Raw genomic sequence first — 21775 nt, 5'->3', positions numbered from 1 at the left:
CTGCCAGATCCAGCATTCGGCGCATGCGCCGCGTCGTCCTCGCCACTCACTCGCTCGGCGGTTGCACGCTCTTCGCGCGGCTGCCGAAATCGCCATCGGCTTCTGCGGCGAGATACGCGAACACGGTGTAGGCGGCCACGTTCTGCGCGAGCGCCTTGGGGTCGATCTTGTCCAGCGTGTCGTCGGCGGTGTGGTGCAGGTCGAAGTAGTCGGTGCCATCCTGCGCCAGCCACCCCCAGGCGCCACCCTTGGCGGAAATCGGCCCGACATCCGGCCCGGGGCCACCCTTGCCCGGTTCATACGCGATGCCCAATGGTGCCAGCACCTCGGCAATCTGCTTGGTCGCTGCACGCGAGTCTTCCGGTGCGGCCGCACCGGTGTTGAACGCATAGATGCGCCCGGCGCCGAAGTCGCTTTCCGCGCCGATCTGGTGCAGTGCCATGTCCTTGGCATCGGTGCCGTGCGCGGCGGCATACGCCTTGCCGCCATACAGCCCCTGCTCTTCGTTGGCGAAGGCCACCACACGGATGCTGCGCTTGGGTGGCTGCTTGAGTTGGCCGATCAGGTGGCCTGCCGCCATGGTGATCGCCACGCCGGCGCCGTCGTCGATGGCGCCGGTGCCCAGATCCCACGAATCCAGATGCCCGCCGATCACCACCACTTCCTTGGGCTTGCTGCGCCCGGTGATCTCGCCGATCACGTTGTATGAGGTCGCCGTGCCGTCCCAGCCGCAATCCAGCGTCAGGCGCAGGCGCGTGCTGCCCAGCGCGGTGAGCCGCGCGAGCTGGTTTGCATCGGGCACCGACAGCGCTGCAGCCGGCACCGGGGTCAGGCCCTCATCGAAACGGGTGATGCCGGTATGCGGCACGCGGTGCGAATCGGTACCGGCCGAGCGCATGACAAATCCCACTGCACCCTTGCGTATCGCTTCGGACGGCCCCTTGCTGCGCACGGCGCCGCCATTGCCGTAATCCTTGCCGTCGCGCGCCTTGACCATCTGGTAATCGACGAATGCGATCTTGCCGGCCAGCGAGCCGGCTGGCGCGGCCTGCAACGCAGCCAACGTATCGAAACGCACCACCTCGCCCTCGACGGTGCCGCCCGGGCTGCCGCCCAATGCGGTGATGGTCAGCGGCTGCGCATGCGCACCGAGCACGGCAGCGTGTTCGCTGCGACGCTCCCATTTGGGAAAGGTCACCGGCTCGGTCCATACCTTGTCGAAACCCAGCGAAGCGAATTTCGCCTTGGCCCAGGCCACCGCACGCGGGTCTGCTTCGCCACCGGCAATACGCGGGCCCACTTCGGTGGTCAACGATTGGACCACCGCAAAGCCGGTGCTGTCGGCCAGCGCCTGCTCGCGCAACTGCGCTGCGGTACGCAATGCGCTGTCGGGGATGCTGGTCTGCGCGGCGAGCGCGCAGGAGCAGGCGAGTAGGGCAGAGATGGCAACAGCGAGACGACGCATGCAGGGCGGCTCCAACGACAAGGGGACCCCGAGCTTATCAGCGCAAGGTCCCCCGTCTGCGTGCGAAAGGTCATTCTTCTTCGCGAAGTTGCGCCCCAAGATGCATCAGTTGGTTGTGCCCGCTTACAGCGCGCCCGGCGGCTTGAGCGTGTCGTTCTTGAGCGCGTCGCGAATCTCGCGCAGCAACAGCACTTCTTCGCTCGGGCCCTTCGGGGCATCGGGCTTGCGATGGGTCACGCGGTTGATCAACTTGACCACCAGGAAGATCGCGAAGGCGATGATCAGGAACTGCACGACGGTGTTGATGAAATCGCCGTAGCCAATGGCAACGGCCGGGATTTCCTTGCCGGTGGCATCGACGCCGGCCGGCTTGAGTACCCACGCCAGGCGCGAAAAATCCACATTGCCGATGGCCCAACCGATCGGCGGCATGATGATTTTCTCCACCAGCGCGGTGACGATCTTGCCGAACGCCGCACCGATGACCACACCGACCGCCAGGTCGATGACATTGCCGCGCATTGCGAATTGCTTGAATTCGCTGACCATTCCCATAGTGCACTCCAACTGCGGTCGCGGACCAACTGCCGCAGCCCGATCGTAGCTGCCCCGATGTCAGCCGGCGATGATGCCGTGGCGCTCGGCGACGTTCTCCAGGCGCGCACTGAACTGGTCGCCCGGCAGCAACGGGCCGACGCCGGCCGGCGTGCCCATGAAGATCAGATCGCCCGCGCGCAGTGCATAGAGTTTGGACAACTCGTGCAGGATCTCCGGCACGTTCCAGATCATTTGATCCAGCAACGACTGCTGCCGCACCTGGCCATTGACCTCCAGCGACAGATTCAGCGCCTCCAGCGCGCCGACTTCGCCGGCATGCACCAGCTCGCTGATCGGCGCGGAGTGATCGAAGCCCTTTGCGATATCCCACGGCAGGCCCTTGGCCTTGGCAGCGGCCTGCAGATCGCGACGGGTCAGATCCAGGCCCACGCCGTAGCCGTAGATCAACACTTCTGCCTGTTCCACCGGCAACTCGCCGGCCGGCGCATCGCTGCCCAGCGCCACCACCAGTTCCACCTCATGGTGCAGTTCCTTGGTGCCGGGCGGGTAGGGAATGTGGTCGCCGTGGCCGACCACGATGGCATCGGCAGGCTTCATGAAAAAGGTCGGCTGGCCACGCTCGGCCTTGGAGGCGGGTGCGGTGGCGCCCATCTCGCGCGCATGGTCGGCAAAGTTGCGCCCCACGCAGTAGATGCGGTGCACCGGGAAACTGCCGCCGCCCACCACTGGAATGCGCGGAACATCGGCGGCGGGAATCACATCGTGGGTCATGCACGCATCCTCAACATACGGGCACACGAGTCTAGCGGCTTGCCTGTGTACGACGGAACCGTGACGCTTGCATCCAGTGCACGACACGGCGGGGCTGGCAGCGCTGCAAGGCGTCAGACAGCTGCATCGACGCGTGAATGGCCACGGGGACAACCAGACGATTGCGGACCCACCACAGACCCTGCAGCGCGCCGCCGGCATTCGATGCGAGCGCATTGCGCATTGATGCGGTGTCGACCAAAAGTGCGCGCAGGGCGATGAACTGGTGCTCGATGCAGCGATGTGCGTCTGACCCATCAGTGCAGCGCGCCACCCGGCGCTGTGGCACTGCCCAACGCGCGGCAAGCCAGCGCACGCCACGTGTGGCTTGCTGGAATCAAATCATCATCGATGCGGGCGTCGACCACACCCCGGCACCTGCTGCGCAGGCAAGCCGGCGGTGCAGCGATGCAGTCAGCCAGGTGTCAGTGCGACAACGGCAATGCGGGCTTGCGCACCACGTGGTACTCGGCCTCGACCACGCGTGCCTGCTGCGGCGTGCGGCGGTTCGACTTGCTCAACAGCTTCCAGGCAATGCCGCCCAGGATCATTGCTGCGCCAACGAACACGCTGAAGAAGATCAGCACCGCAAGGATCACCAGGCCAGCCAGGCCGGCGGCAACGCGCACCAATGGGTGACGCGGCTTGCGCGGCGCAAACAGGTGATGGAAGTTGCCGAATTGGAAGATACGAGCGGGCATGGCGGTGGGCTGCCGGGCAGGAAACGAGCGCGCAGTATCGTTGCGGTTTTATGTCATTGAGTGAAAAGTTCGTTAATTGACGCAGCGATTTGCGAAGGCGATCACGTGCGGCATGCATGGATGGCGGCTCATAAGGCCGGTTGTGTCCGGTTGTCTGAGGAATCGCGTCGTCCGCGCTCACCCGGGGGCTGCCTGAGGCTGCCAGTGCTGCCCGGCTCGCATGCCACAATCCAGGCCTCACCGCCCATCGTTTCCGGTCGCCTGCATGTCGTTGCCATCGCCCACCACGCTTGCCACGTTGACGCAGATTCCCGATGCCGGGTTTCTGGAAGTCGAAGCACTCCTGGATAGCGGTACCGAATCGCTGGTGCTGTATCGCGAAGGCGCCCAGGTCCGTGCCTGGTTGAACATCTGCCCGCGTGCGGGCCGCCGGCTGGACTGGGCGCCGGGGCAGTTCCTCAAGACCAAGGAAGGGCAATTGGTCTGCGCCGCGCACGGCGCGGCCTTCGAACTCAGTGGTGGCGAGTGCATCAGCGGGCCGTGTCGCGGCCAATCGCTGTTTGCGGTGCCGGTGCGGGTCGACAATGAGCAGGTGCTGCTGGGGTAAGCGCCAGGGAACGATTGCTTAGGACGCTTTGTCAGCCGCCCGAAGAGCGCAACGCTGGATTAGCGCGCCGCCCACCAGAACATCAGGTTGATCATCGACACCATCACCACGATGTAGATCAGCGACAGCGGTGCGCCCACGCGCCACAACTCGCGCGGTTGATAATTGGCGGGGCCGGCCACCATCGAGATCACCGGGTTGGACGCGGTCATCAGATTGTTGGACGCCGACAACGCCACGATCAGCGCGAACGCGGTCGGGTTGCCGTTTGCGGCCAGCGCCAGATTCACCGCAATCGGCACCATCACGATGGTCGCACCCACATGGCTGATCACCAGCGAGAAGGCGGTGGTCAATAACGCCAGGCTGATTTCCAGCGCCCACACCGGGACGCCTTCGGGCAGGCGGTCGATGGTGTGGCCGGCCACCCATGCCGCGGTGCCGCTGCTGTCCATGGCCCAGCCCAGCGGAATCAGCCCGGCCATCATGAAGATGGTTTTCCAGTTGATCGATGCGTAGGCCTCGTCCATGCGCAGCACGCCGCTGACCAGCATGCAGGCCACGCCGGTCATCAGCGTCAGTGCCACCGGCAGGCGCGACGTCAGCGCAATCAGGATGGTAAAGGCGAAGATCGCCATCGCGATCTTGAACTTGTGCGGGCGCTGCTCGCCTTTGGGGAAGTCGGTCACCGGCACGAAATCGCGGCTTTCCGCCGCCTGCACCAGGTCCTGCCAGATGCTGTGGAAGACCAGCATGTCGCCGGCGCGCAGCGGCACGTTGCGCACGTCTTCGCGGATGACCTGCTTGTCGCGGTTGATCGCCAGCAGGCTGATGCCGGCCTGCTTGCGCAGGCGCAATTCGCCGGCGCTCTTGCCGATCAACCGGGAGTTCGGCGGAATCAACGCTTCGGAAATGCCGGCCAGGCTGGGATTGAACAAATCGCCCAGGTTGCGCAGGCGCGAGGACATGCGCAGGAACTGGTTTTGCGCAAAGTCGGCCACTTCCTGGCGCGGGCCCATCGCGCCGAGCACGCTGCCGACCCAGATACGCATATCGGCCGGCGGTGCCAGACGGGTGTCGTTACCGGTCTTGAGCGCAAGCAGCAACGGTGCATCGTGCAGGGCTTCGGCCTCGCCCAGGGTCATACCCACCAGCGGGCTCTCGGCAGTGACGGTCAGCTCGAACACATCGCCGTCGATGCCGTAGGTCTTGGCGAAATAGCTTTCGGTGCGCGAGGGCGTCACGCCTTCGTTGATCAGGCGTTCTTCTTCGATCAGCTTGCGGTCGCCGTAGAAGCGGAAGTACAGCAGTGCGGCGATCAGCAGCGCCACGCCGATCGGCAGCGGCGCGAACATCGTCAGCGGCTCGATGCTGGCCATACCCGAGGGCAGGTTGTTGTTGGCCGAGACCAGCAGGTCGTTGAGCAGGATCAGCGGCGAATTGCCCACCATGGTGAGCGCGCCGCCCATCACGATGGCAGCGGCGATCGGCAGCAACATGCGCTGCAAGGTGAGCCCGGTGCGTGCGGCCAGGCGCGAGGCGACCGGCAGGTACAACGCCATCACCGACGGGTTCTGCATGAACGAGGAGTTCAAGCCGGAGATGGCCAGCGTCATCATCATCAGGCGCTGCTCGCTGCCGTGCGAACGCCGCAACAACCAGGTGGCCAACCGGTTCAACGCACCGGTGCGCTCCAGCCCCGCGCCCAGGATGGTGGTGGCGATGATGCTCATCACCGCATTACCGGAGAAACCACCGAACAGTTCCTCCGGCGCCACCAGCCCGGTGACGCCCAACACCACCAGCACGATCAAGGCCACCACGTCGGCGCGGATGCGCTCGAACAAAAACATCGCCATCGTGAAACCGACCAGCCCGAGGACGAGCTTCATGTCGTTGGTCAGCGTCAGCGCGGTGTCCATTGGGGGCCGGGAATGGGGAGTCGGGAATGGGGAATTGGCAGAGCGAAAATTGCGGGCGCTGTGGTTTATCCGGGCAACGCGGGCAGTTGCCCTTGCGATTCCCGATTCCCGATTCCCGATTCGCGGTCATACAGCAAATCCCACACGCCGTGTCCAAGCTTCTGGCCGCGCGTCTCGAAGTGGGTTTGCGGGCGCCAGGCCGGGCGTTCGACGTGGCCACGCGGGCCGGCGCGATTGACCAGGCCTGGGGTGGCATCGAGTACGTCCCACATCTGTTCGGCGTAATCGGCCCAGTCGGTGGCCGCGTGCAGGCGGCCGCCCTCGCCCAGCTTGCGCACCAGCAACTGCGCGAACGCCGGCTGGATCAGGCGACGCTTGTTATGCCGCTTCTTGTGCCAGGGGTCCGGAAAGTAGATGCGCACTTCGTCCAGTGCGCCATCGGCGATCTCGTGTTCCAGCACTTCCACCGCATCGTGGTGATACAGGCGCACATGCGTGCTGCCGTCTTCCTCCAGCGCGTTGAGCAGGCGGCCCACGCCGGGGGCATGCACCTCGATGCCGATGTAGTCGCGGCTCGGATCCTGCTGCGCGGCAAAGCGCAATGCAGCGCCATTGCCGAAGCCGATTTCCAGCACTTTGGGCGCATCGCGTCCGAAGGTGGCGGCCAGATCGCGCGGCGCGCCGGTGTAGTCCAGCCCGAAGCGAGGCCACAGGTCGTCGAAGGCGCGCTGCTGCGCGGGGGTGAAACGGCCCTGGCGCAACACGAAGCTGCGCACCTGGCGGCGCCCCTCTTCGATGGTGAAGGGCTTGGGCGGCATCTTGGCGCCGTCGCTGGTAAACGGGTCGGTCATGAAAGGTCGGTCACGTCAGCAAACACATGCTCCGCACCTGCGCGATAACCGCATCGCGCCCATGCAGGAGCTGGAAAAGCCCCTCTCCCACCGGGGCGAGGAGGCGCGGTTTGCGCGCCATGGGCGCGCGTGCCTGGGAGCTCGCAACGCAGGCGTGGGCCGGGGCGCGGAGCAGGGGCTGGGGAAAGGGTACGGACGAGCGGCGTCGGATCCGACCACGCCCATCGTCGAGCGGCCACTGCCTGGCGGTTGCGCAATGCAGACGGTCGAACGCACTGCGCGCCAGCAGACCACCCACTCATCCAATCACACCATCCACCGGGCTCGACGCCGAGGCATAGCGCTTGCGCGGAATCCGCCCGGCCAGAAACGCCTCGCGGCCGGCTTCGATCGCCTTGCGCATCGCGCTGGCCATCAGGATCGGATCGCGCGCGCCGGCAATGGCGGTGTTCATCAGCACGCCGTCGCAGCCCAGCTCCATGGCAATTGCCGCATCCGAGGCGGTGCCCACGCCGGCATCGACGATGATCGGCACCTTGGCGTTTTCGATGATTTCCAACAGGTTGTACTTGTTCTGGATGCCCAGCCCCGAGCCGATCGGCGCGGCCAGCGGCATCACCGCCACGCAGCCGATCTCTTCCAGCCGCTTGGCCAGGATCGGGTCGTCGGAGGTGTAGACCATCACCTCGAAACCATCGGCAACCAGTTGTTCGGCAGCCTTGAGCGTCTGCACCACGTCCGGGTACAGCGTGCGCTCGTCACCCAGCACTTCCAGCTTGGTGAGGTTGTGGCCATCCAGCAATTCGCGCGCCAGCCGGCAAGTGCGTACCGCATCTTCGGCGGTGTAGCAGCCGGCGGTGTTGGGCAGCAGCGTGTAGCGATCCGGCGGCAGCACATCCAGCAGGCTGGGCGCGTTGGGGTCCTGGCCGATGTTCACCCGGCGAATGGCGACGGTGACGATTTCGGCCGCGGCGGCTTCGGTGGCCAGGCGGGTCTCGTCCAGGTCCTTGAACTTGCCGGTGCCGGTAAGCAGGCGCGAACGGTAGTGTTTGCCGGCGATGACCAGCGCATCAGAGGGGGCGGGATTCGTCATGCCGCAATTATCACCGATCGGGCGCGGATGCGCCGGCTTGCGCGGCGCATCAGCCGCCGCCCAGCGCATGCACGATTTCCACCACATCGCCCTCGCGCAGTAAGTGATCTGCATGCCGTCCGCGCGGCACGATTTCGCTATTGACCTCTACCGCAACGCGGCGTTGTGCTAGGCCTTCCTGCTCCAGCAGGGTGGCCAGCGGCAAATTGTCCGGAAGCGCGCGCGGGGTGCCGTTGAGTTGGATGTTCATGTCATCATTGTTGCATCGCGTGCCGCTCCGGCGCGCGTTTTTGCGTTATGCGGCAATGCAGCGTGAGCGCGGGCGGCGAGGGTGAAACCATGTGCCATTCGCCAGCGTACGTATGCACGCCGGCCCGGTCCCACTCACTCAAGCAGGCATTCCGATGGCTTCAACACTTCGCCCGATCCGCTCCCTGATGGCTATGGCCATCGCTATCGCGGCCGCCCCGGCCATGGCCGAGTCGGCCTTCGACCAGACCGTGTTCTTCGGCGACAGCCTCACCGACAGCGGTTATTACAACCCGCTGCTGCCGGCCGCTTCGCGCGCGGTCACCGGCAAGTTCACCACCAACCCGGGTTGGGTGTGGGCCGAATATGTCGGCGACCATTTCGGCACCAATGCCGCGCCCAACGGCAACGGCCAGACCGGCGACAACTACGCTGCCGGCGGTGCGCGCATCCAGGCCAGCTCGGTCAGCGCGCTCGGCGCTGCACCGTCGGTAACCAGCCAGATCAACACCTACCTCACCGCCAATGGCGGCCGCGCCAACCCCAATGCGCTGTACACCGTGTGGGGCGGCGCCAACGACCTGCTCGCCGCGTCGCTCGCCCCGGCACAGGCGCAGGCCATCATCGGCAGCGCGGTGACCGCCCAGGTCGGTGCCGTGGCCACCTTGCAGAATGCCGGCGCGCGTTACGTCATGGTGCCGACCATTCCGGACGTCGGCCTCACCCCGCGCTTCCGCGCCGGCGGCGCCGTGGGAATGGCGCAAGGCACCGCTGCGGCCACCGCCTACAACACCGCCTTGTTCAATGGCCTGCAGTCCGCCGGCCTGCGCGTGATTCCGGTCGACACCTTCCACATGCTGCAGGAAATCGTCGCCAACCCGGGCACCTATGGCTTCAGCAATGTCACCAGTACCGCCTGCAACCCGGCCGTGCCGCTGCCTGCCTGTAACCCGACCAGCCTGGTCGCCGCCAATGCGCAGAACACCTATGTGTTCGCCGATGGCATTCACCCGACCACGGCAGTGCACCAGATCCTGGGCGAATACGCCATCTCGTTGCTGGAAGCGCCGCGTCTGCAGCAGGTGCTGACGCATTCGGCGCAGGCCGGCGGCCGCGCGCGCGCCGACCAGGTGGCCTGGCATCTGGACGGCAAGCCGGACGCCGATGGCATGCGTTGGTGGGGCAGCGTGCGTGGCGACATGCAGCGCTACGACCACGCCGACCTGTATGACGGCATGGCGCCGGCCGGCTTGTTCGGCGTGGATTGGACTGCAGGCGACCTGGTGTTCGGTGGCTTTGCCGGTTTCGGCCGCATGGACGCCGACTTCGGCAACCGCAACGGCAGCTTCAAGCAGGACGACACCACGCTGGGCGGCTTCTTCGGCTGGTATACCGGCCCGGTGTGGGTCAATGCCCAGGTCAGCTACGGCTGGCTGAGCTACGACGTGGACCGCGAAGTCCAGCTTGGGCCAGCGACCCGCGTGCACAGCGGCTCCCCCGACGGCAGCAACCTTACCGCCGCCCTCAACGCCGGGTATTCGCTGGGCGAAGGCAACCTCAAGTACGGCCCGGTGGCCGGCCTGACCTGGCAGAAGATCAAGCTCGACGGCTATACGGAAAGCAACGACAGCGCCACCGCGCTGGGCTACGCCAACCAGGACATCGATTCGCTGGTCGGCCGAGTCGGCTTCCAGGTGCGTCTGGACGGTGCCATGGTCAAGCCGTACCTGCAGGCAACCTACGACCACGAGTTCAAGGACGGCGGCGAAGCCAGCGCCTGGCTGCAGTCGATGCCGGAAGTGGGCATGTACACCGTCCCGGGGCAGAACTTCGATCGCAATTACGCCACCGTCGTGCTGGGTGCCCGTACCGGGCTGTGGGGCCTGCAGAGCAACATCGGCCTGAGCACCACCACGGCCCAGCGCAGCGCCCGCGATGCCACCTTGTTCGTGAACTTCAGCGGCAACTTCTGAGGCGCGGTAGGCCGCAGTTGGCTCACACGCAACACACGAGGGCCGGGCAACCGGCCCTCGTCTTATCGGCGCACATTGCGCCGGACACCTGCACCCGCATAAACTCTGCCAGCGCCATGCGGGCGTAGCTCAATGGTAGAGCTGTAGCTTCCCAAGCTACTGACGTGGGTTCGATTCCCATCGCCCGCTCCAGTCTTGCGAAGTTCAGCGCTAAGCTGTTGATTGTGCTGACTATTTCGCTTGGTTTAAGACTGCCTCGAACGACCTCCCAAGGTATCGTTTGAGGTATCGTTTTGCCAAAACCCCTCTTGCTGCATCGGCCATCAGGCCTCTACGTGCGCTTCTTGGTTCCTGTTGATTTGCGGGAGCAGGTCGGCTCGCGTTTTCTTGTTCGTCCTCTCCATCTTCGCCCCGGCGATACTGCGCGTCTGGTGTCTGCCTACATGGGGATGGCACTATCGAACGCGTTCCAAGCATTGAGGCAGGGGAAGCCGGTGGATCTGGACGAAGTGCTGCGGCGCATCCGAGAACAAGGGCTGCGCGAACTCACATTGACCGATGTGACGCTGCCTAATGGCACGCGTCTGGGCAAGGCCCAGATCGACACGCCCAAGGACGCAGCGCTGTTTGCTGAGTTGTTGCGCGAGCCTGCCGCCGAGGTTGTCCCGCCCGCCAAGCCAAGCGGTTGGCGCACCGGGAAGGCCAAGGCGTCTGGCCCGCTGTTGTCCAAAGCGATTGCTGATCACTTGGGGGACTTGGATCGCGCCAAGCTCCACAGCAAGACAGTGCTTGAAAGTCGCCACTCGCTGCGCTTGTTTGCGGGCGCCGTAGGACAAGACCTGGCGGTGTCCGAATTGACGGCAGACCATGTGAGGGCATTTTTCGATGTCGTGAGGTGGTGGCCGTCGAATGCGACCAAGCGCGCGCCCTACAAGGGCCTTGCCGTCATGGATGTAGTGACGCTTGCCCAAGCCAATCAAGTTCCCGAGCCTGCCGCCTGGACGGTTGCTAAGCATCGACAGCGCTTGTCGGTGTTTTTGGTGTCGCTCGTGTCGGCAGGGCTTTTGGCGAGCAATCCGTTGGCCGGTATCCGTGCGATTTCGACGCCTGATGCAGACGACACGGGCGAGCCCTTCACCGATGACCAGTTGAAGGCCATCTTTGATCCGGTGGCGTTCCCGGCATGGGCCCAGAAGTATCCACATCGGTGGTTTGGTCCGATGCTTGGACTCTACTCAGGAGCGCGCGTGAACGAGATCGCGCAGCTTCGGGTGGAGGACATCGACACGATCGACGGTGTGCCGGGCTTCTTCGTGCGAAAGGGCGGCAAGGGACAGAGTGTCAAGAACAAGAACAGCCGCCGTTTTGTGCCGCTGGCCAAACCTGTGATCGATGCCGGCTTTCTGGTCTACATCGATGAGGTGCGCCAAGCGGGGCACACGCAAATCTTCCGGCATCTACCCAATAGCACCGGACTGGGCTTTGGTCGACAGTTGAGCCGACAGTTTTCGGTCTACATTAAACGTCAAGGGATCACGGCAAAGGGGCAAGGCTTTCATGGCTTTCGCCACACCATTGCTTCGCGTTTAGATGAGGCAGGTGTATCAGCCTCAGCTATTGCGGCGATCACCGGTCATGCGCGAGGGCAGGGGGTGTTGGAGAAGTTCTATATTGATAGAAGAACTTTGCCTGATCGTGTGGCAACGTTGGCGCATTTCAAACCGCCAGTTGCGCTTCCAATCTATAAAGCCGGATTCTAGAGGTTAATTTCAGTATTATTCTGAGTGAGGTTAAGCATGGTTGAGGTCGTCATCGTTGAACTTCCTTTTTCGCAAGAAGGTGGGAGTGAAAAGAGCTTCGTAGCCCTTACTGCGGCGCATCCCCCTCAACAAGCTGGAGATCAACTTTCTAGTGCGGAAGAGGCCTCTAAAGGTCTTGATCATGGTGCAAAAGTGGTTGGCAGTAACCTTTTAGGAAATGCCTGGTCCCCGCCTGATAAGGGAAAGGTCGAGGCTGTTGGCCAGACATTGTCTTACAAAGACTCAAAAATTCTGGCATTTGACCAAAACACCGGAGCCTTTGCGGCCGAAGTTATGTGCTGGGAACTAGGCGAAACCGGGTATGTGTTAGCCGCGCTTCAACCTGGCTTTAGATTTTTGACTGGGATCCTAAATTCCACACTTAGCTCACTTCGCGCTTTTGAATCTCCCGAGGAGGCTCTAGGGGCGCAAGCTGAGATGAGTAAAGAGATTAAGGAGAAGGAGCCGGAGCTCAAGGGGCGCCGCAAGAATAATTTTTAATGTTACTCCGATCTTCTATATGGTATTTTTGAGATATCCTGTTCTTTCCAGGCTACCAGGTAGTTGAATGCGTAGTTTGTAGCGTTGTTCTGCCAGTGACTGATGCACAACTCGGTCGCCTTGTCAGCTTCCGCCTTCGCTTCGTCAGCGGGTAGGCGGGTAAGTGCGGCAAGAAATGCTTTATTCCAGAATTGTTCGACTTTCATATGGGTGCTGTTGATGTGAGTGAATTGCTTCTTGTAATTGAAGAATGAAGCCTGTCAAGCCTGTGGTCTTTTTATTAGAGGGAATTTGTGAATAATAGATCGTTGGAATTGATCGCCTCCGCACGGGCGAAGTTAGAGAAGGAGCTTCGCAAGCTTGAAGAAGAGGCGCAGTTGCGGCAGGATCAGGCTGCTGAGGCATTCAATGAGGTGGTCAAGCTCCTTGGAAATTTCGCCAAGCACTTCAACGCTCAGCAACGTTCCGAAACTGCGGGCTTTGTCATTCATGGGGCGGCAAAGACCAAGAAGGCAGCTGCTTCAACGAAGGAAGTCGCTCCCAAATACTGGCTACCTCATACCCAAGAGACTTGGTCGGGTCGAGGGCATCCACCCCGGGCATTTGCAACTTGGGTCGGCGCCGCCGCTATAACGACTGGAAAAAGCGGCATCCGGACGGTGAAGTTCCCGAAGTGTCCTGGCTGAGCGATTAGTCAGTGAGGCTGGATCGAGGCTAGGCACGCGTCGTTCAATTCAGCGTGTGTCACTTAGCTCCCGGATCAGAGCTTTGAGGTCAGATCAGGGGGAGGACTACGTTCGGTGCGACATGCCTATGCCTGCTTTCGGTCTTGCGGCGGTTCAGGCTTCGCTGACAATGAACAATTGCTTCGTGATGAAGAGCTGATGGCATTCACCCGCAAGGCTATCGGATTGTTCGGATCTCGACCTCACCCTTCATGCGGGTGACCGCGATGACATGGTCAGCGATATCAGGCACGGCATGGTCGATGACCAGCTCCACAACCTCTTTTACAGGAGCGCCGCTGGCTTTGGCAGGATAGTCAGCAATACGCCTGAAGATGTCGACGTCCCTTCGATGGGGGATGGGCCAAGTATTGCCAGAATTCATGTGGCATAGCCAAGTGTTTTCAGCGTGAGCGGCCAAAAGACTTGCCGTATCGACGGTCAAGACATCGTGTTCAAACTCGCCATACGACTTCAGTAGTCGAAGCAGCCGCTCACGCTCGGCCCAGAAGAAGACCTTGCCATTGATAAGTCGATACCACTGCTCAGGGGTGACGTGTGCGGGAAGTGTATGCGCCAATCGGCCAGGAGGCATAGGCTTTTGATCGCGAAGCACGATATCGTCAGGTGAATGGGGCCTGAGCGAAGTCATCTCGGGCCGATGCTCGGCCTCGAAATGATTGCGACGGTCGCCCTCAACGCTGAGTGCGTCAAGTGCACCTGTCGTGGAGAAGAGGCCGCGCGCTTGAATGCTGGGCCAAGAGCCAGCTTGGGCCATGTGATAGACGCGCGGATAGCGATCAATAAGCTTGCTCAGGTCCAATCTTCTACTCCAAGCGCGAACGCGCGGTCCAGTTGCGACGATCAATGATGGATCGAAGATCTTTGAAGTCGCTATCTTTTTTGGGAAATCTAGTGTTGATCAACGATACCGGCGCTTGGGCAACGCGTTCAACTTCCTCGATGAATTTGATTGTGTCATCATCGAGCTGATCAAATCGTCGAGCCTTCTGATTGATTGCTTTGAGGTAGTCGACAAAAGTGAGCACGATATCGGTGGGTGCATTGAGATTACAGGCACGACGAAATTCACTCCATTCGAACCATCCCACACGACGATTGCGCTTCGTTGTGGAAGTGATCTCAGCGCTTTGAACTTCGATTGGGTCCAGGCCTGCTCTTTCGGCAATAACAGCAAAGCTTGTTTCGTTCTTTAGCCGTCCAGAAGTGTTGCCGTTTTGACCATCCGGGTCAGCAACGCGGATAGGTGTGGTGCGCACCACCATGAGTATTTTCCGGACACGACTTGGGGAGATGCCGGCCTCTGCCAAGCAACCCGCTACATTAGTGTCTCGGGATGTTACATGCGGATACGCGCCGTGATACAAGCTCAGCGCGCTGCCCTGAGTGCCTTCCAAAAGAACTGACTGACCCTTGCGATAAGCTTGCTCTAAGAAATCTTCTGTTCGGCCGATATAGGGAGCGAGTTCGGGGATGTCACGGGCTAGGCGGACGGGCTTTGCCATGTTTCCGCGATTGAGAATGCGTCGTGCCTTGGCAGCGCCACTTCCGCTGCCGGTTGAGGCAATTGCACCTACGACACCGCCCTTTTCAAGTTCGATATCCTCCGCTTCGATGATGGTGGCCTGCGGATCGATGAATAGCCGATCAGAGCCGATGCCAAATTCCTCGATTTCTCTCAGAAGTCCTTGGACATTGATGGTGAAGCCCGGTCCCAAGAGCAGTTTTGCCCTAGAAAAGCTGGCGCCGGAAGGCAGCTGATGATGGATCGATTTGCCCACGGCATTGGCGACGGTGTGACCGGCGTTGGGCCCACCGACCCGAACAAGCACATCGTATTCGTTAGCAAGATAAGCCACGATGTTGCCCTTTCCCTCGCTACCATATTGTCCACCGACCAGCACATCCACACAGCGGACGTCTGGTGGCGTCAGGAGATGGAGGTGTGCGGCGACGCGGACGAGCGTATCCTCATGATCAGCGCGGACGGTGTAGATACGAACATCGGCATCTTCTTTCAGAATTTTGATCTCGCCGTCATCAAGATCGTCAAGTTGGTCGTAGGGTAAGCTGACCGGATCGTCTGTTGTTGATGCGATGTAGCGTTGCAGCAGCACTTCTGTCGACGCATACAAGTGCACATGGGTAAGTCGAGTGTGAAAGCGTTGACGCAACTGATTGACTTGTTCAACAGAGCGCACTTCATCCACGACAATCCCTGGCTCGCCTTCTGTCAATGAGTCGTAAATCTTTTGCACACTCTCATTGATCCATTCGCCATCTCGATCCCGATCCGGCATCGGTGTCCTGGGAGTGATACGGGGAGCGGCCATATGACCATTTAGTTCGAGTTGACCTGAAAAAAAGTCATCGGTGGAAATGAGACGAAATCCATAGCGCTCAGCCAACGCTTTGGCCAAGCCGCTTTTGCCTGTGCATCGCTTGCCGCTGATGATAACCACCCGGTGGCTTGGCATCGTCAGCTCCAATTCTTAATGATGGTGGACGCCACCTGCTCTGGCGTCTGTGTTGATGTATCGATCAGGCAATCGGCGATGCTTCGCAGCGAGCGAGCACTGACCTCGTTGGGGTGTGGTAATCCCCCCACAGGTTAGCTGACGCCAGAAGTGGAATTTTCTCGTACCCTTTTCCGAGGAGGTTCCATGAAGACATCCCGCTTCACCGACAGCCAGATCATTGCCGTCCTCAAGCAGGCCGAGGCCGGCACGCCCGTGCCGGAGTTGTGCCGGGAACACGGCATCAGCTCGGCGACGTTCTACAAGTGGCGCAGCAAGTTCGGCGGCATGGACGCATCGCTGATGTCCCAGCTCAGGGAGCTGCAGGACGAGAACCGGCGCCTGAAGAAGATGTACGCCGATGCCCAGCTCAGCGCCGACCTGCTGAAGGAGGCGATGGCAAAAAAATGGTGAGGCCATCTCAACGCCGGGAGATGGCCCGATGGGCCGTAGATGGTGGCCACACGAACATCCGGCATGCCTGCCGGACCTTTGCGGTGAGCGAGACCTGCTTTCGCTATCAAGCCAAGGCCAGCGAGGAGAACGCCCGGATTGCCGATTGGCTGGTGCGGTTGACCACAACCTATCGTGATTGGGGGTTCGGCCTGTGCTTTCTGCACCTGCGCAACGTGAAGGGCTTTGGCTGGAATCACAAGCGGGTGTACCGCATCTATCGGGAGCTGGAGTTGAACCTGCGGATCAAGCCGAAGAAGCGGCTGGTGCGCGAGCGGCCAGAGCCGTTGGCGGTGCCGGAGACGATCAACCAGGTCTGGTCGATGGATTTCATGCACGACCAGCTGGCCGACGGCCGCAGCTTCCGGTTGTTCAATGTGCTCGATGACTTCAACCGTGAGGGTCTGGGCATCGAGGTCGACTTATCGCTGCCATCGGCCCGGGTGATCCGCTCGTTGGAACAGATCATTGACTGGCGCGGCAAGCCAAACGCCATTCGCTGCGACAACGGCCCGGAGTACATCAGCGGCGCGCTGCTAGCTTGGGCACAGCAGCGCGGGATTCGGATCGAGCACATCCAGCCAGGCAAGCCGCAGCAGAATGCCTATGTCGAACGTTACAACCGCACCGTCCGCTACGCCTGGCTGGCCACAACGTTGTTCGACACCATCGAGCAGGTTCAGGACAAGGCCACGCGCTGGCTATGGACGTACAACCATGAGCGCCCCAACATGGCGCTCGGCGGTATCACGCCAGCAATGAAATTGGCGATGGCCGCCTAGCTCCACTTTTGGCGAACGCTCAAAGCGGGGGGATTACCGGTTTCGCACGCCACGGGTGGAATTTGTCGGCAAGCACTGCAGCGAACTGATCCGTGCCGGGCGGATCGGCCCGGTCCTGACCATGGCCCGCGAGCACGCACTGCTGCGCCATCGCTGAGCGCCGGCAGACTCGCGCGGGCCCGGGCGCTTTACGCTGGGCGGCCCAGCGGCAATACTCGTTGACCCGCCCATACCTTATGTTTTGCCAATGCGCCAGGATTCGCCCGCTTCACCCACCGCCGCCGCCCGGGCTCAACTACTGGAAGAGCTGCGCAAGCTTGAGCAGGAAGAAGCGCAGCTGAAATACGCCCAGACGCTGGAAGCCTTCGACCAGGTGATCGAGGTGCTTACCCAGTTCGGCAACCGTTTCAACGCCAAGCAAAAATCCCAGATCGCCTCGCTGGCGATGACCGGCAAGACCAAGGGGCCGCTGTCTTCCACCGGCGAAGTGGTCGCCAAGTACTGGATTCCGCATTCCGGCGAAACCTGGTCCGGCCGTGGTCGTACACCGAAGGCGTTCAAGGCCTGGGAAGGCACCAGCTCTTATAAAGAGTGGAAAGCCAATCATCCGGACAAGCGCTTCCCGCTGTATCCGGGTTGAGTCGCCCGGCATGTGATGTCGAAGGCCCGCAATGGGTGAGGCATTGCTTTTGGCCTTCGATGTTTTAGTGAACGTTTGGCGCACCAGTGCCCTGCTGTTGAGTGTCGTAAGCCGCGTGCCTTCAAACGACGCAGTGGGTGCCGGATCTCCAAGCAAAGCCCACGAGCTCAATAATTGCGAAAAAGCATTTGCCGTTTTTTCGCGCAAATCCCGCGATGGATGTTTACGCCTGCTAATTCTCGATCCACGGAGTAAGCGATGATGACGTGGTCCAACGTGAGGGGGCGCGCAGATTCGCTTGGGTGTTGCCATCGGCACCATCACCCTGGCCATGCGCAAGCCGGGTAGCGCACGCAGGACCAATCCGTCATTCCGACGACGGAAACGAAAACGCTTGCTGCCTATCCGATACCGGTAGGCAGCAAGCGTCGCTTCTGATGTGCGTTGCTGGGACAGCTTTACTGGTCGCTCTTGCACTCGAAGACCGACACGCTGCGCGGCGGGGCCAGGAATTCGCTGGCGCCGGCCGGCATCATGTCCACTTCCAGCGCTTCGTCGGTGGAGAGCACCAGCTTCCAGTGCACCGGCTCATCGGAGGAGGGCAGGGTAAAGGTCACGCCCTCGTGATAGGCGTTGATGACGATGAGCAAGGTGTCGTCGTTGGCCAGTTCCTTGACCCCCGATGTCTGCGCCTTGCCTTCCAGCAGCAGGCCCACCGAGCGCGCGGCCGGATCGGTCCAGTGCGCATCGTCCATTTCGATGCCGCCCGGATTGAGCCAGGTTAGATCGCGCAGCCCGGCTTCTTCGTTGTACTGGCCGTTGAGAAAGCGGCCCCGCGACAGGATCGGGTAGCGCTTGCGCAGACGGGTCAGTGCCTTCACGAATTCGGTCAGGCGGCCGTCGGTGGGATCGTTTTCCCAATCCAGCCAGGTGATTTCGTTGTCCTGGCAATAGGTATTGTTGTTGCCCCCCTGGGTCTGCGCGCGCTCGTCGCCGCTGAGCATCATCGGCGTGCCTTGCGATAGCAGCAGCGTGGCCAGCAGGTTCTTCATCTGGCGCTCGCGAATCTGCAACACCTCGGCGTTCTCGGTGTCGCCTTCTTCGCCGTAGTTGCAGGAGCCATCGTTCGACGAACCGTCGCGGTTGTCCTCGCCGTTATCGATGTTGTGCTTTTCGTTGTAGCTGACCAGGTCGCGCAAGGTGAAGCCATCGTGCGCGGTGATGAAGTTCACCGACGCCCAGGGACGCCGGCCGCGACGATCGAATAGATCGGCCGAACCGGTGAAGCGGGTCGCGAACTCCGCCAGCTTGCCGTCTTCGCCTTTCCAGAATTCGCGCGCATTGTCGCGGAACTTGTCGTTCCACTCCGACCAACCCGGCGGGAAGTGACCCACCTGATAACCACCCGGGCCGCAGTCCCACGGCTCGGCGATCAGCTTGACCTCCGACAGCAGCGGGTCCTGGTTGCAGGCATCCAGGAAGCCGCCACGTTGATCGAAGCCGCTCGGTTCGCGGCCAAGAATGGTGGCCAGATCGAAGCGGAAGCCATCCACATGCATTTCGCCTGCCCAGTAGCGCAGCGAGTCGTTGACGAACTGGATCACCCGCGAATTGCTCAGATTCAGCGTATTTCCGGTGCCGGTGTCGTTGATGTAGTAGCGCTTGTCGTCGGCCAAGCGGTAATAGCTGGCGTTGTCGATGCCCTTGAACGACAGGGGCGGCCCCAGCTCGCTGCCTTCGGCGGTGTGGTTGTAGACCACGTCCAGAATCACTTCCAGGCCTTGCTTGTGCATGGCCTTGACCATGTCGCGGAACTCATCGCGATGACCGCTGGCGAGGTAGCGCGACTTCAGCGCAAAAAAGCCGATGGTGTTGTAGCCCCAGTAATTGCGCAGCCCCTTGTCGAGCAGATGCTGATCATCCAGATACGCATGTACCGGCAACAACTCCACTGCGGTGATGCCCAAGTCCTTGATGTATTGGAGGACCTGCGGCTGGGCCAGGCCGGCGAAGGTGCCACGCACCGCCTCGGGCACCTGTGGATTGCGCATCGTGTAGCCGCGCACATGGGTTTCGTAGATAACCGTTTCATTCCATGGCTTGAGCAGGCGTGTGTCGTCTCCCCAATCGTAGGTGTCTTCGACGACCACGCACTTGGGCATGAATGGCGCGCTGTCGCGCTCGTCGAAGCTCAGGTCGCCATCGGGGTGGCCCACGGTGTAGCCGTAGAGCTCGTCGGACCAGATCAGGTCGCCTTCCAGCTCGCGCGCATACGGGTCCAGCAGCAACTTGTTGTGGTTGAAGCGATGCCCTTCGGTCGGCGCGTAGGGACCGTGCACGCGGTAGCCATAGCGCTGGCCCGGCTTGGCATCGGGAAGATACCCGTGCCAGATTTCGTTGGTGTACTCCGGCAGGTCGATGCGGGTTTCGTTGCCCTGTTCGTCGAACAGGCATAGCTCGACCCGCGTGGCATGCGCGGAAAACAGCGCGAAATTGGTGCCCTTGCCGTCGAAGACAGCGCCGCGTGGAAACGGGCGCCCCTGACGGATGCGGGAGGGGTTGGCATAGGCCGCGCTTGCTGGACGTCGCATGGAGAGTCTCGGAGGTGCCGGCACGCCGGCATTGAGGGGCCTCAAGCATTGCGTCTACCGCTGTGCAAAACGCGTTACGGCAACAGGGGTGCGGCGTGAGGGCGGCCGTCGCGATCGCTCACGCAGCGCGCCGCTGCAACAACGTGCCGGCGGGCCAGCTTACGGCCAAGCGCGAGTCATCGGGCAAGCCACCCACCGGTTGTGATCGGGACGACGGCATAGCGAGCGCTTTTCGCCATTACGCGCATGCGTTGCTTGAGCGACGCGCCAGCGCCCTGCTAGCATCGGCCCGGTTGAGGCCGTGCAGCACAGCGTTGTTCGGACTTGTCGCGGTACCGTCGCTCTTCCCTTCTCGGGACCGTCGCAGTCGGCCTGATCGCAGCGTACATCGCGGGCTGCCGCGAACGCGCAATCGGCCTGCGCTGTACGGACTTGGGTCACTTCATCATCAGACTCTGTCCAAGCCGCGCCGTGTGCCTGCCGCGATGAAAATCGCCATCCTTTCCCGCAACAGCAAGCTCTATTCGACCCGGCGGCTGATCGAAGCCGGACGCAAGCGTGGTCACACCGTGCGCATCCTCGACCCGCTGCGTTGCTACATGCGCATCGCCGCCGACGGCTTCAGCCTGCACTACAAGGGCAAGCCGATCACCGGCTTCGATGCGGTGATCCCGCGCATCGGCGCCTCGATCACCCGCTATGCCACGGCAGTGCTGCGCCAGCTCGAGTTCATGGGCACCTACACGCCCAATCCGTCGGACGCCATCCTGCGCTCGCGCGACAAACTGCGCGCGCATCAGTTGTTGGCCGCGCAGGGCATCGACATGCCGGTCACCGTGTTCGGCGACAACCCCGACGACACCCAGGATCTGCTCTCCATGCTCGGCCCACCGCCGCACGTGGTGAAGTTGAACGAGGGTGCGCAAGGCGCCGGGGTGATCCTGACCGAAAAGGCCAGCGCTTCGCGCGGCGTAGTCGAAGCGCTGCGCGGGCTGTACGCCAACTTCATCGTGCAGGAGTTCATCGGTGAGGCAGAAGGCGCCGATCTGCGCTGCTTCGTGGTCGGCGACAAGGTCGTCGCGGCGATGCGCCGCCAGGCGGCCGAAGGCGATTTCCGGTCCAATCTGCACCTGGGTGGCACTGCTGCCGTGGCCGAGGCAACCGAGCAGGAGCAGGAGGTTGCGGTGCGCTCGGCACGCGCCTTGGGCCTGGCGGTGGCAGGGGTAGACCTGATCCGGTCAAAACGCGGCCCGCTGGTGCTGGAGGTCAACTCGACCCCAGGCCTGGAAGGGGTGGAAGGCGTGTGCGGGGTAGATGTGGCCGCGGCGATTGTCCTGCACCTGGAGCAGTCGGTCCGCCGGTCACCCGGCTAACGGTTTTACCGAAAAATTAACGAAAATCTAATTGTCGCCTCGCTAGCCTCTTCCGACCGTAGCTCCGCTCTCGGCAGTGACGGTGATCGGGATGAACTTTTGGCCCAAGTGCGCTGTCGCACTTGGGCCTTTTTATGGACGGCTT

At 62.0% G+C, this 21775-nt stretch carries 19 protein-coding genes, 1 tRNA gene and 1 pseudogene; 9 read left to right on the top strand and 12 right to left on the bottom strand.

What is annotated here, in order from left to right; genetic code table 11:
- Nucleotides 1–46 precede the first annotated feature (46 nt).
- From FLG15_RS16340 to FLG15_RS16320, 5 genes are all read right to left on the bottom strand, one after another.
- A complete protein-coding gene (locus FLG15_RS16340) occupies nt 47–1465 on the bottom strand; it encodes a M28 family peptidase (protein ID WP_057679453.1) in 1419 nt (472 codons plus the stop codon).
- 123 nt (nt 1466–1588) lie between these two features.
- Nucleotides 1589–2020, bottom strand: a complete 432-nt coding sequence (gene mscL / locus FLG15_RS16335) for a large-conductance mechanosensitive channel protein MscL (RefSeq protein ID WP_003487203.1) — start codon at nt 2018–2020, stop codon at nt 1589–1591.
- Between the two features lie 60 nt (nt 2021–2080).
- Nucleotides 2081–2794 (bottom strand): fumarylacetoacetate hydrolase family protein, encoded by a 714-nt coding sequence (locus FLG15_RS16330; protein WP_150146807.1) that lies wholly within the window; start codon nt 2792–2794, stop codon nt 2081–2083.
- Nucleotides 2795–2825: 31 nt separating this feature from the next.
- Nucleotides 2826–3149, bottom strand: coding sequence for a hypothetical protein (locus tag FLG15_RS16325; protein ID WP_057679455.1), 324 nt, complete (start codon nt 3147–3149; stop codon nt 2826–2828).
- Nucleotides 3150–3258: 109 nt separating this feature from the next.
- On the bottom strand, nt 3259–3534 hold the full coding sequence (locus FLG15_RS16320) for a hypothetical protein (protein WP_017155446.1): 276 nt from the start codon (nt 3532–3534) through the stop codon (nt 3259–3261).
- A gap of 265 nt (nt 3535–3799) precedes the next feature.
- Here FLG15_RS16320 and FLG15_RS16315 point away from each other — a divergent pair, with 265 nt between their 5' ends.
- Nucleotides 3800–4141 (top strand): Rieske (2Fe-2S) protein, encoded by a 342-nt coding sequence (locus tag FLG15_RS16315; RefSeq protein ID WP_150146804.1) that lies wholly within the window; start codon nt 3800–3802, stop codon nt 4139–4141.
- A 59-nt stretch (nt 4142–4200) separates the two neighbouring features.
- Here FLG15_RS16315 and FLG15_RS16310 read toward each other — a convergent pair whose 3' ends face one another.
- From FLG15_RS16310 to thiS, 4 genes are all read right to left on the bottom strand, one after another.
- Nucleotides 4201–6063 carry an SLC13 family permease gene (locus FLG15_RS16310; RefSeq protein WP_057679456.1) on the bottom strand — a complete coding sequence of 621 codons (1863 nt, stop codon included), beginning with the start codon at nt 6061–6063 and terminating at the stop codon, nt 4201–4203.
- A 65-nt stretch (nt 6064–6128) separates the two neighbouring features.
- Nucleotides 6129–6914 (bottom strand): tRNA (guanosine(46)-N7)-methyltransferase TrmB, encoded by a 786-nt coding sequence (gene trmB, locus FLG15_RS16305; protein ID WP_057679457.1) that lies wholly within the window; start codon nt 6912–6914, stop codon nt 6129–6131.
- A 298-nt stretch (nt 6915–7212) separates the two neighbouring features.
- The gene (locus FLG15_RS16300; RefSeq protein ID WP_033473827.1) at nt 7213–8007 is read right to left on the bottom strand and encodes a thiazole synthase; all 795 of its coding nucleotides are present in this window, start codon (nt 8005–8007) and stop codon (nt 7213–7215) included.
- Nucleotides 8008–8056: 49 nt separating this feature from the next.
- A complete protein-coding gene (gene thiS / locus FLG15_RS16295) occupies nt 8057–8257 on the bottom strand; it encodes a sulfur carrier protein ThiS (RefSeq protein WP_057679458.1) in 201 nt (66 codons plus the stop codon).
- A 187-nt stretch (nt 8258–8444) separates the two neighbouring features.
- On the opposite strand from thiS, the gene FLG15_RS16290 reads away from it, so the two are divergent.
- The 5 genes and pseudogenes from FLG15_RS16290 (at nt 8445) to FLG15_RS16270 (ending at nt 13215) form a co-directional block, all read left to right on the top strand.
- Complete coding sequence (locus FLG15_RS16290) at nt 8445–10229, top strand: autotransporter outer membrane beta-barrel domain-containing protein (protein WP_150146802.1); 1785 nt, start codon at nt 8445–8447, stop codon at nt 10227–10229.
- Between the two features lie 118 nt (nt 10230–10347).
- Nucleotides 10348–10421 (top strand) — tRNA-Gly (locus FLG15_RS16285).
- 251 nt (nt 10422–10672) lie between these two features.
- Entirely contained in the window at nt 10673–11989 is a 1317-nt protein-coding gene (locus FLG15_RS16280) for a site-specific integrase (RefSeq protein WP_150147715.1), read from the top strand.
- Nucleotides 11990–12025: 36 nt separating this feature from the next.
- Nucleotides 12026–12529, top strand: a complete 504-nt coding sequence (locus tag FLG15_RS16275) for a hypothetical protein (protein WP_150146799.1) — start codon at nt 12026–12028, stop codon at nt 12527–12529.
- A gap of 293 nt (nt 12530–12822) precedes the next feature.
- Nucleotides 12823–13215 (top strand): annotated as a pseudogene (locus FLG15_RS16270) (H-NS family nucleoid-associated regulatory protein).
- 217 nt (nt 13216–13432) lie between these two features.
- On the opposite strand, the gene FLG15_RS16265 reads toward FLG15_RS16270, so the two are convergent.
- Nucleotides 13433–14077 carry a DUF7002 family protein gene (locus FLG15_RS16265; protein WP_150146793.1) on the bottom strand — a complete coding sequence of 215 codons (645 nt, stop codon included), beginning with the start codon at nt 14075–14077 and terminating at the stop codon, nt 13433–13435.
- A 4-nt stretch (nt 14078–14081) separates the two neighbouring features.
- Nucleotides 14082–15752 carry an adenylosuccinate synthetase gene (locus tag FLG15_RS16260; RefSeq protein WP_150146790.1) on the bottom strand — a complete coding sequence of 557 codons (1671 nt, stop codon included), beginning with the start codon at nt 15750–15752 and terminating at the stop codon, nt 14082–14084.
- Nucleotides 15753–15938: 186 nt separating this feature from the next.
- On the opposite strand from FLG15_RS16260, the gene FLG15_RS16255 reads away from it, so the two are divergent.
- A protein-coding gene (locus FLG15_RS16255; RefSeq protein ID WP_223842567.1) for an IS3-like element ISXcd1 family transposase occupies nt 15939–17026 on the top strand; the annotation gives its coding sequence in 2 pieces (ribosomal slippage) (nt 15939–16191 and nt 16191–17026; 1089 coding nt in all).
- Nucleotides 17027–17273: 247 nt separating this feature from the next.
- On the top strand, nt 17274–17666 hold the full coding sequence (locus tag FLG15_RS16250) for an H-NS histone family protein (RefSeq protein ID WP_017154750.1): 393 nt from the start codon (nt 17274–17276) through the stop codon (nt 17664–17666).
- A gap of 458 nt (nt 17667–18124) precedes the next feature.
- Here the strand turns inward: FLG15_RS16250 and glgX are convergent, their stop codons facing one another.
- On the bottom strand, nt 18125–20257 hold the full coding sequence (glgX, locus tag FLG15_RS16240; RefSeq protein ID WP_150146787.1) for a glycogen debranching protein GlgX: 2133 nt from the start codon (nt 20255–20257) through the stop codon (nt 18125–18127).
- Nucleotides 20258–20742: 485 nt separating this feature from the next.
- On the opposite strand from glgX, the gene rimK reads away from it, so the two are divergent.
- A complete protein-coding gene (gene rimK / locus FLG15_RS16235; protein WP_057679410.1) occupies nt 20743–21630 on the top strand; it encodes a 30S ribosomal protein S6--L-glutamate ligase in 888 nt (295 codons plus the stop codon).
- The last annotated feature ends 145 nt before the right edge of the window (nt 21631–21775 follow it).

Origin of the sequence: Xanthomonas phaseoli pv. dieffenbachiae (assembly GCF_008639345.1) — a bacterium.
Taxonomy (GTDB): Bacteria; Pseudomonadota; Gammaproteobacteria; order Xanthomonadales; family Xanthomonadaceae; genus Xanthomonas; species Xanthomonas phaseoli.
This window is presented reverse-complemented; position numbering and strand designations above follow the sequence as displayed.

Bases quoted from the DNA above. Each gene is read 5' to 3' on its own strand.
- FLG15_RS16340 (WP_057679453.1), bottom strand. From the start codon at position 1,465: ATGCGTCGTCTCGCTGTTGCCATCTCTGCCCTACTCGCCTGCTCCTGC.
- mscL (WP_003487203.1), bottom strand. From the start codon at position 2,020: ATGGGAATGGTCAGCGAATTCAAGCAATTCGCAATGCGCGGCAATGTC.
- FLG15_RS16330 (WP_150146807.1), bottom strand. From the start codon at position 2,794: ATGACCCACGATGTGATTCCCGCCGCCGATGTTCCGCGCATTCCAGTG.
- FLG15_RS16320 (WP_017155446.1), bottom strand. From the start codon at position 3,534: ATGCCCGCTCGTATCTTCCAATTCGGCAACTTCCATCACCTGTTTGCG.
- FLG15_RS16315 (WP_150146804.1), top strand. From the start codon at position 3,800: ATGTCGTTGCCATCGCCCACCACGCTTGCCACGTTGACGCAGATTCCC.
- FLG15_RS16310 (WP_057679456.1), bottom strand. From the start codon at position 6,063: ATGGACACCGCGCTGACGCTGACCAACGACATGAAGCTCGTCCTCGGG.
- trmB (WP_057679457.1), bottom strand. From the start codon at position 6,914: ATGACCGACCCGTTTACCAGCGACGGCGCCAAGATGCCGCCCAAGCCC.
- FLG15_RS16300 (WP_033473827.1), bottom strand. From the start codon at position 8,007: ATGACGAATCCCGCCCCCTCTGATGCGCTGGTCATCGCCGGCAAACAC.
- thiS (WP_057679458.1), bottom strand. From the start codon at position 8,257: ATGAACATCCAACTCAACGGCACCCCGCGCGCGCTTCCGGACAATTTG.
- FLG15_RS16290 (WP_150146802.1), top strand. From the start codon at position 8,445: ATGGCTATGGCCATCGCTATCGCGGCCGCCCCGGCCATGGCCGAGTCG.
- FLG15_RS16280 (WP_150147715.1), top strand. From the start codon at position 10,673: ATGGGGATGGCACTATCGAACGCGTTCCAAGCATTGAGGCAGGGGAAG.
- FLG15_RS16275 (WP_150146799.1), top strand. From the start codon at position 12,026: ATGGTTGAGGTCGTCATCGTTGAACTTCCTTTTTCGCAAGAAGGTGGG.
- FLG15_RS16260 (WP_150146790.1), bottom strand. From the start codon at position 15,752: ATGCCAAGCCACCGGGTGGTTATCATCAGCGGCAAGCGATGCACAGGC.
- FLG15_RS16250 (WP_017154750.1), top strand. From the start codon at position 17,274: ATGCGCCAGGATTCGCCCGCTTCACCCACCGCCGCCGCCCGGGCTCAA.
- glgX (WP_150146787.1), bottom strand. From the start codon at position 20,257: ATGCGACGTCCAGCAAGCGCGGCCTATGCCAACCCCTCCCGCATCCGT.
- rimK (WP_057679410.1), top strand. From the start codon at position 20,743: ATGAAAATCGCCATCCTTTCCCGCAACAGCAAGCTCTATTCGACCCGG.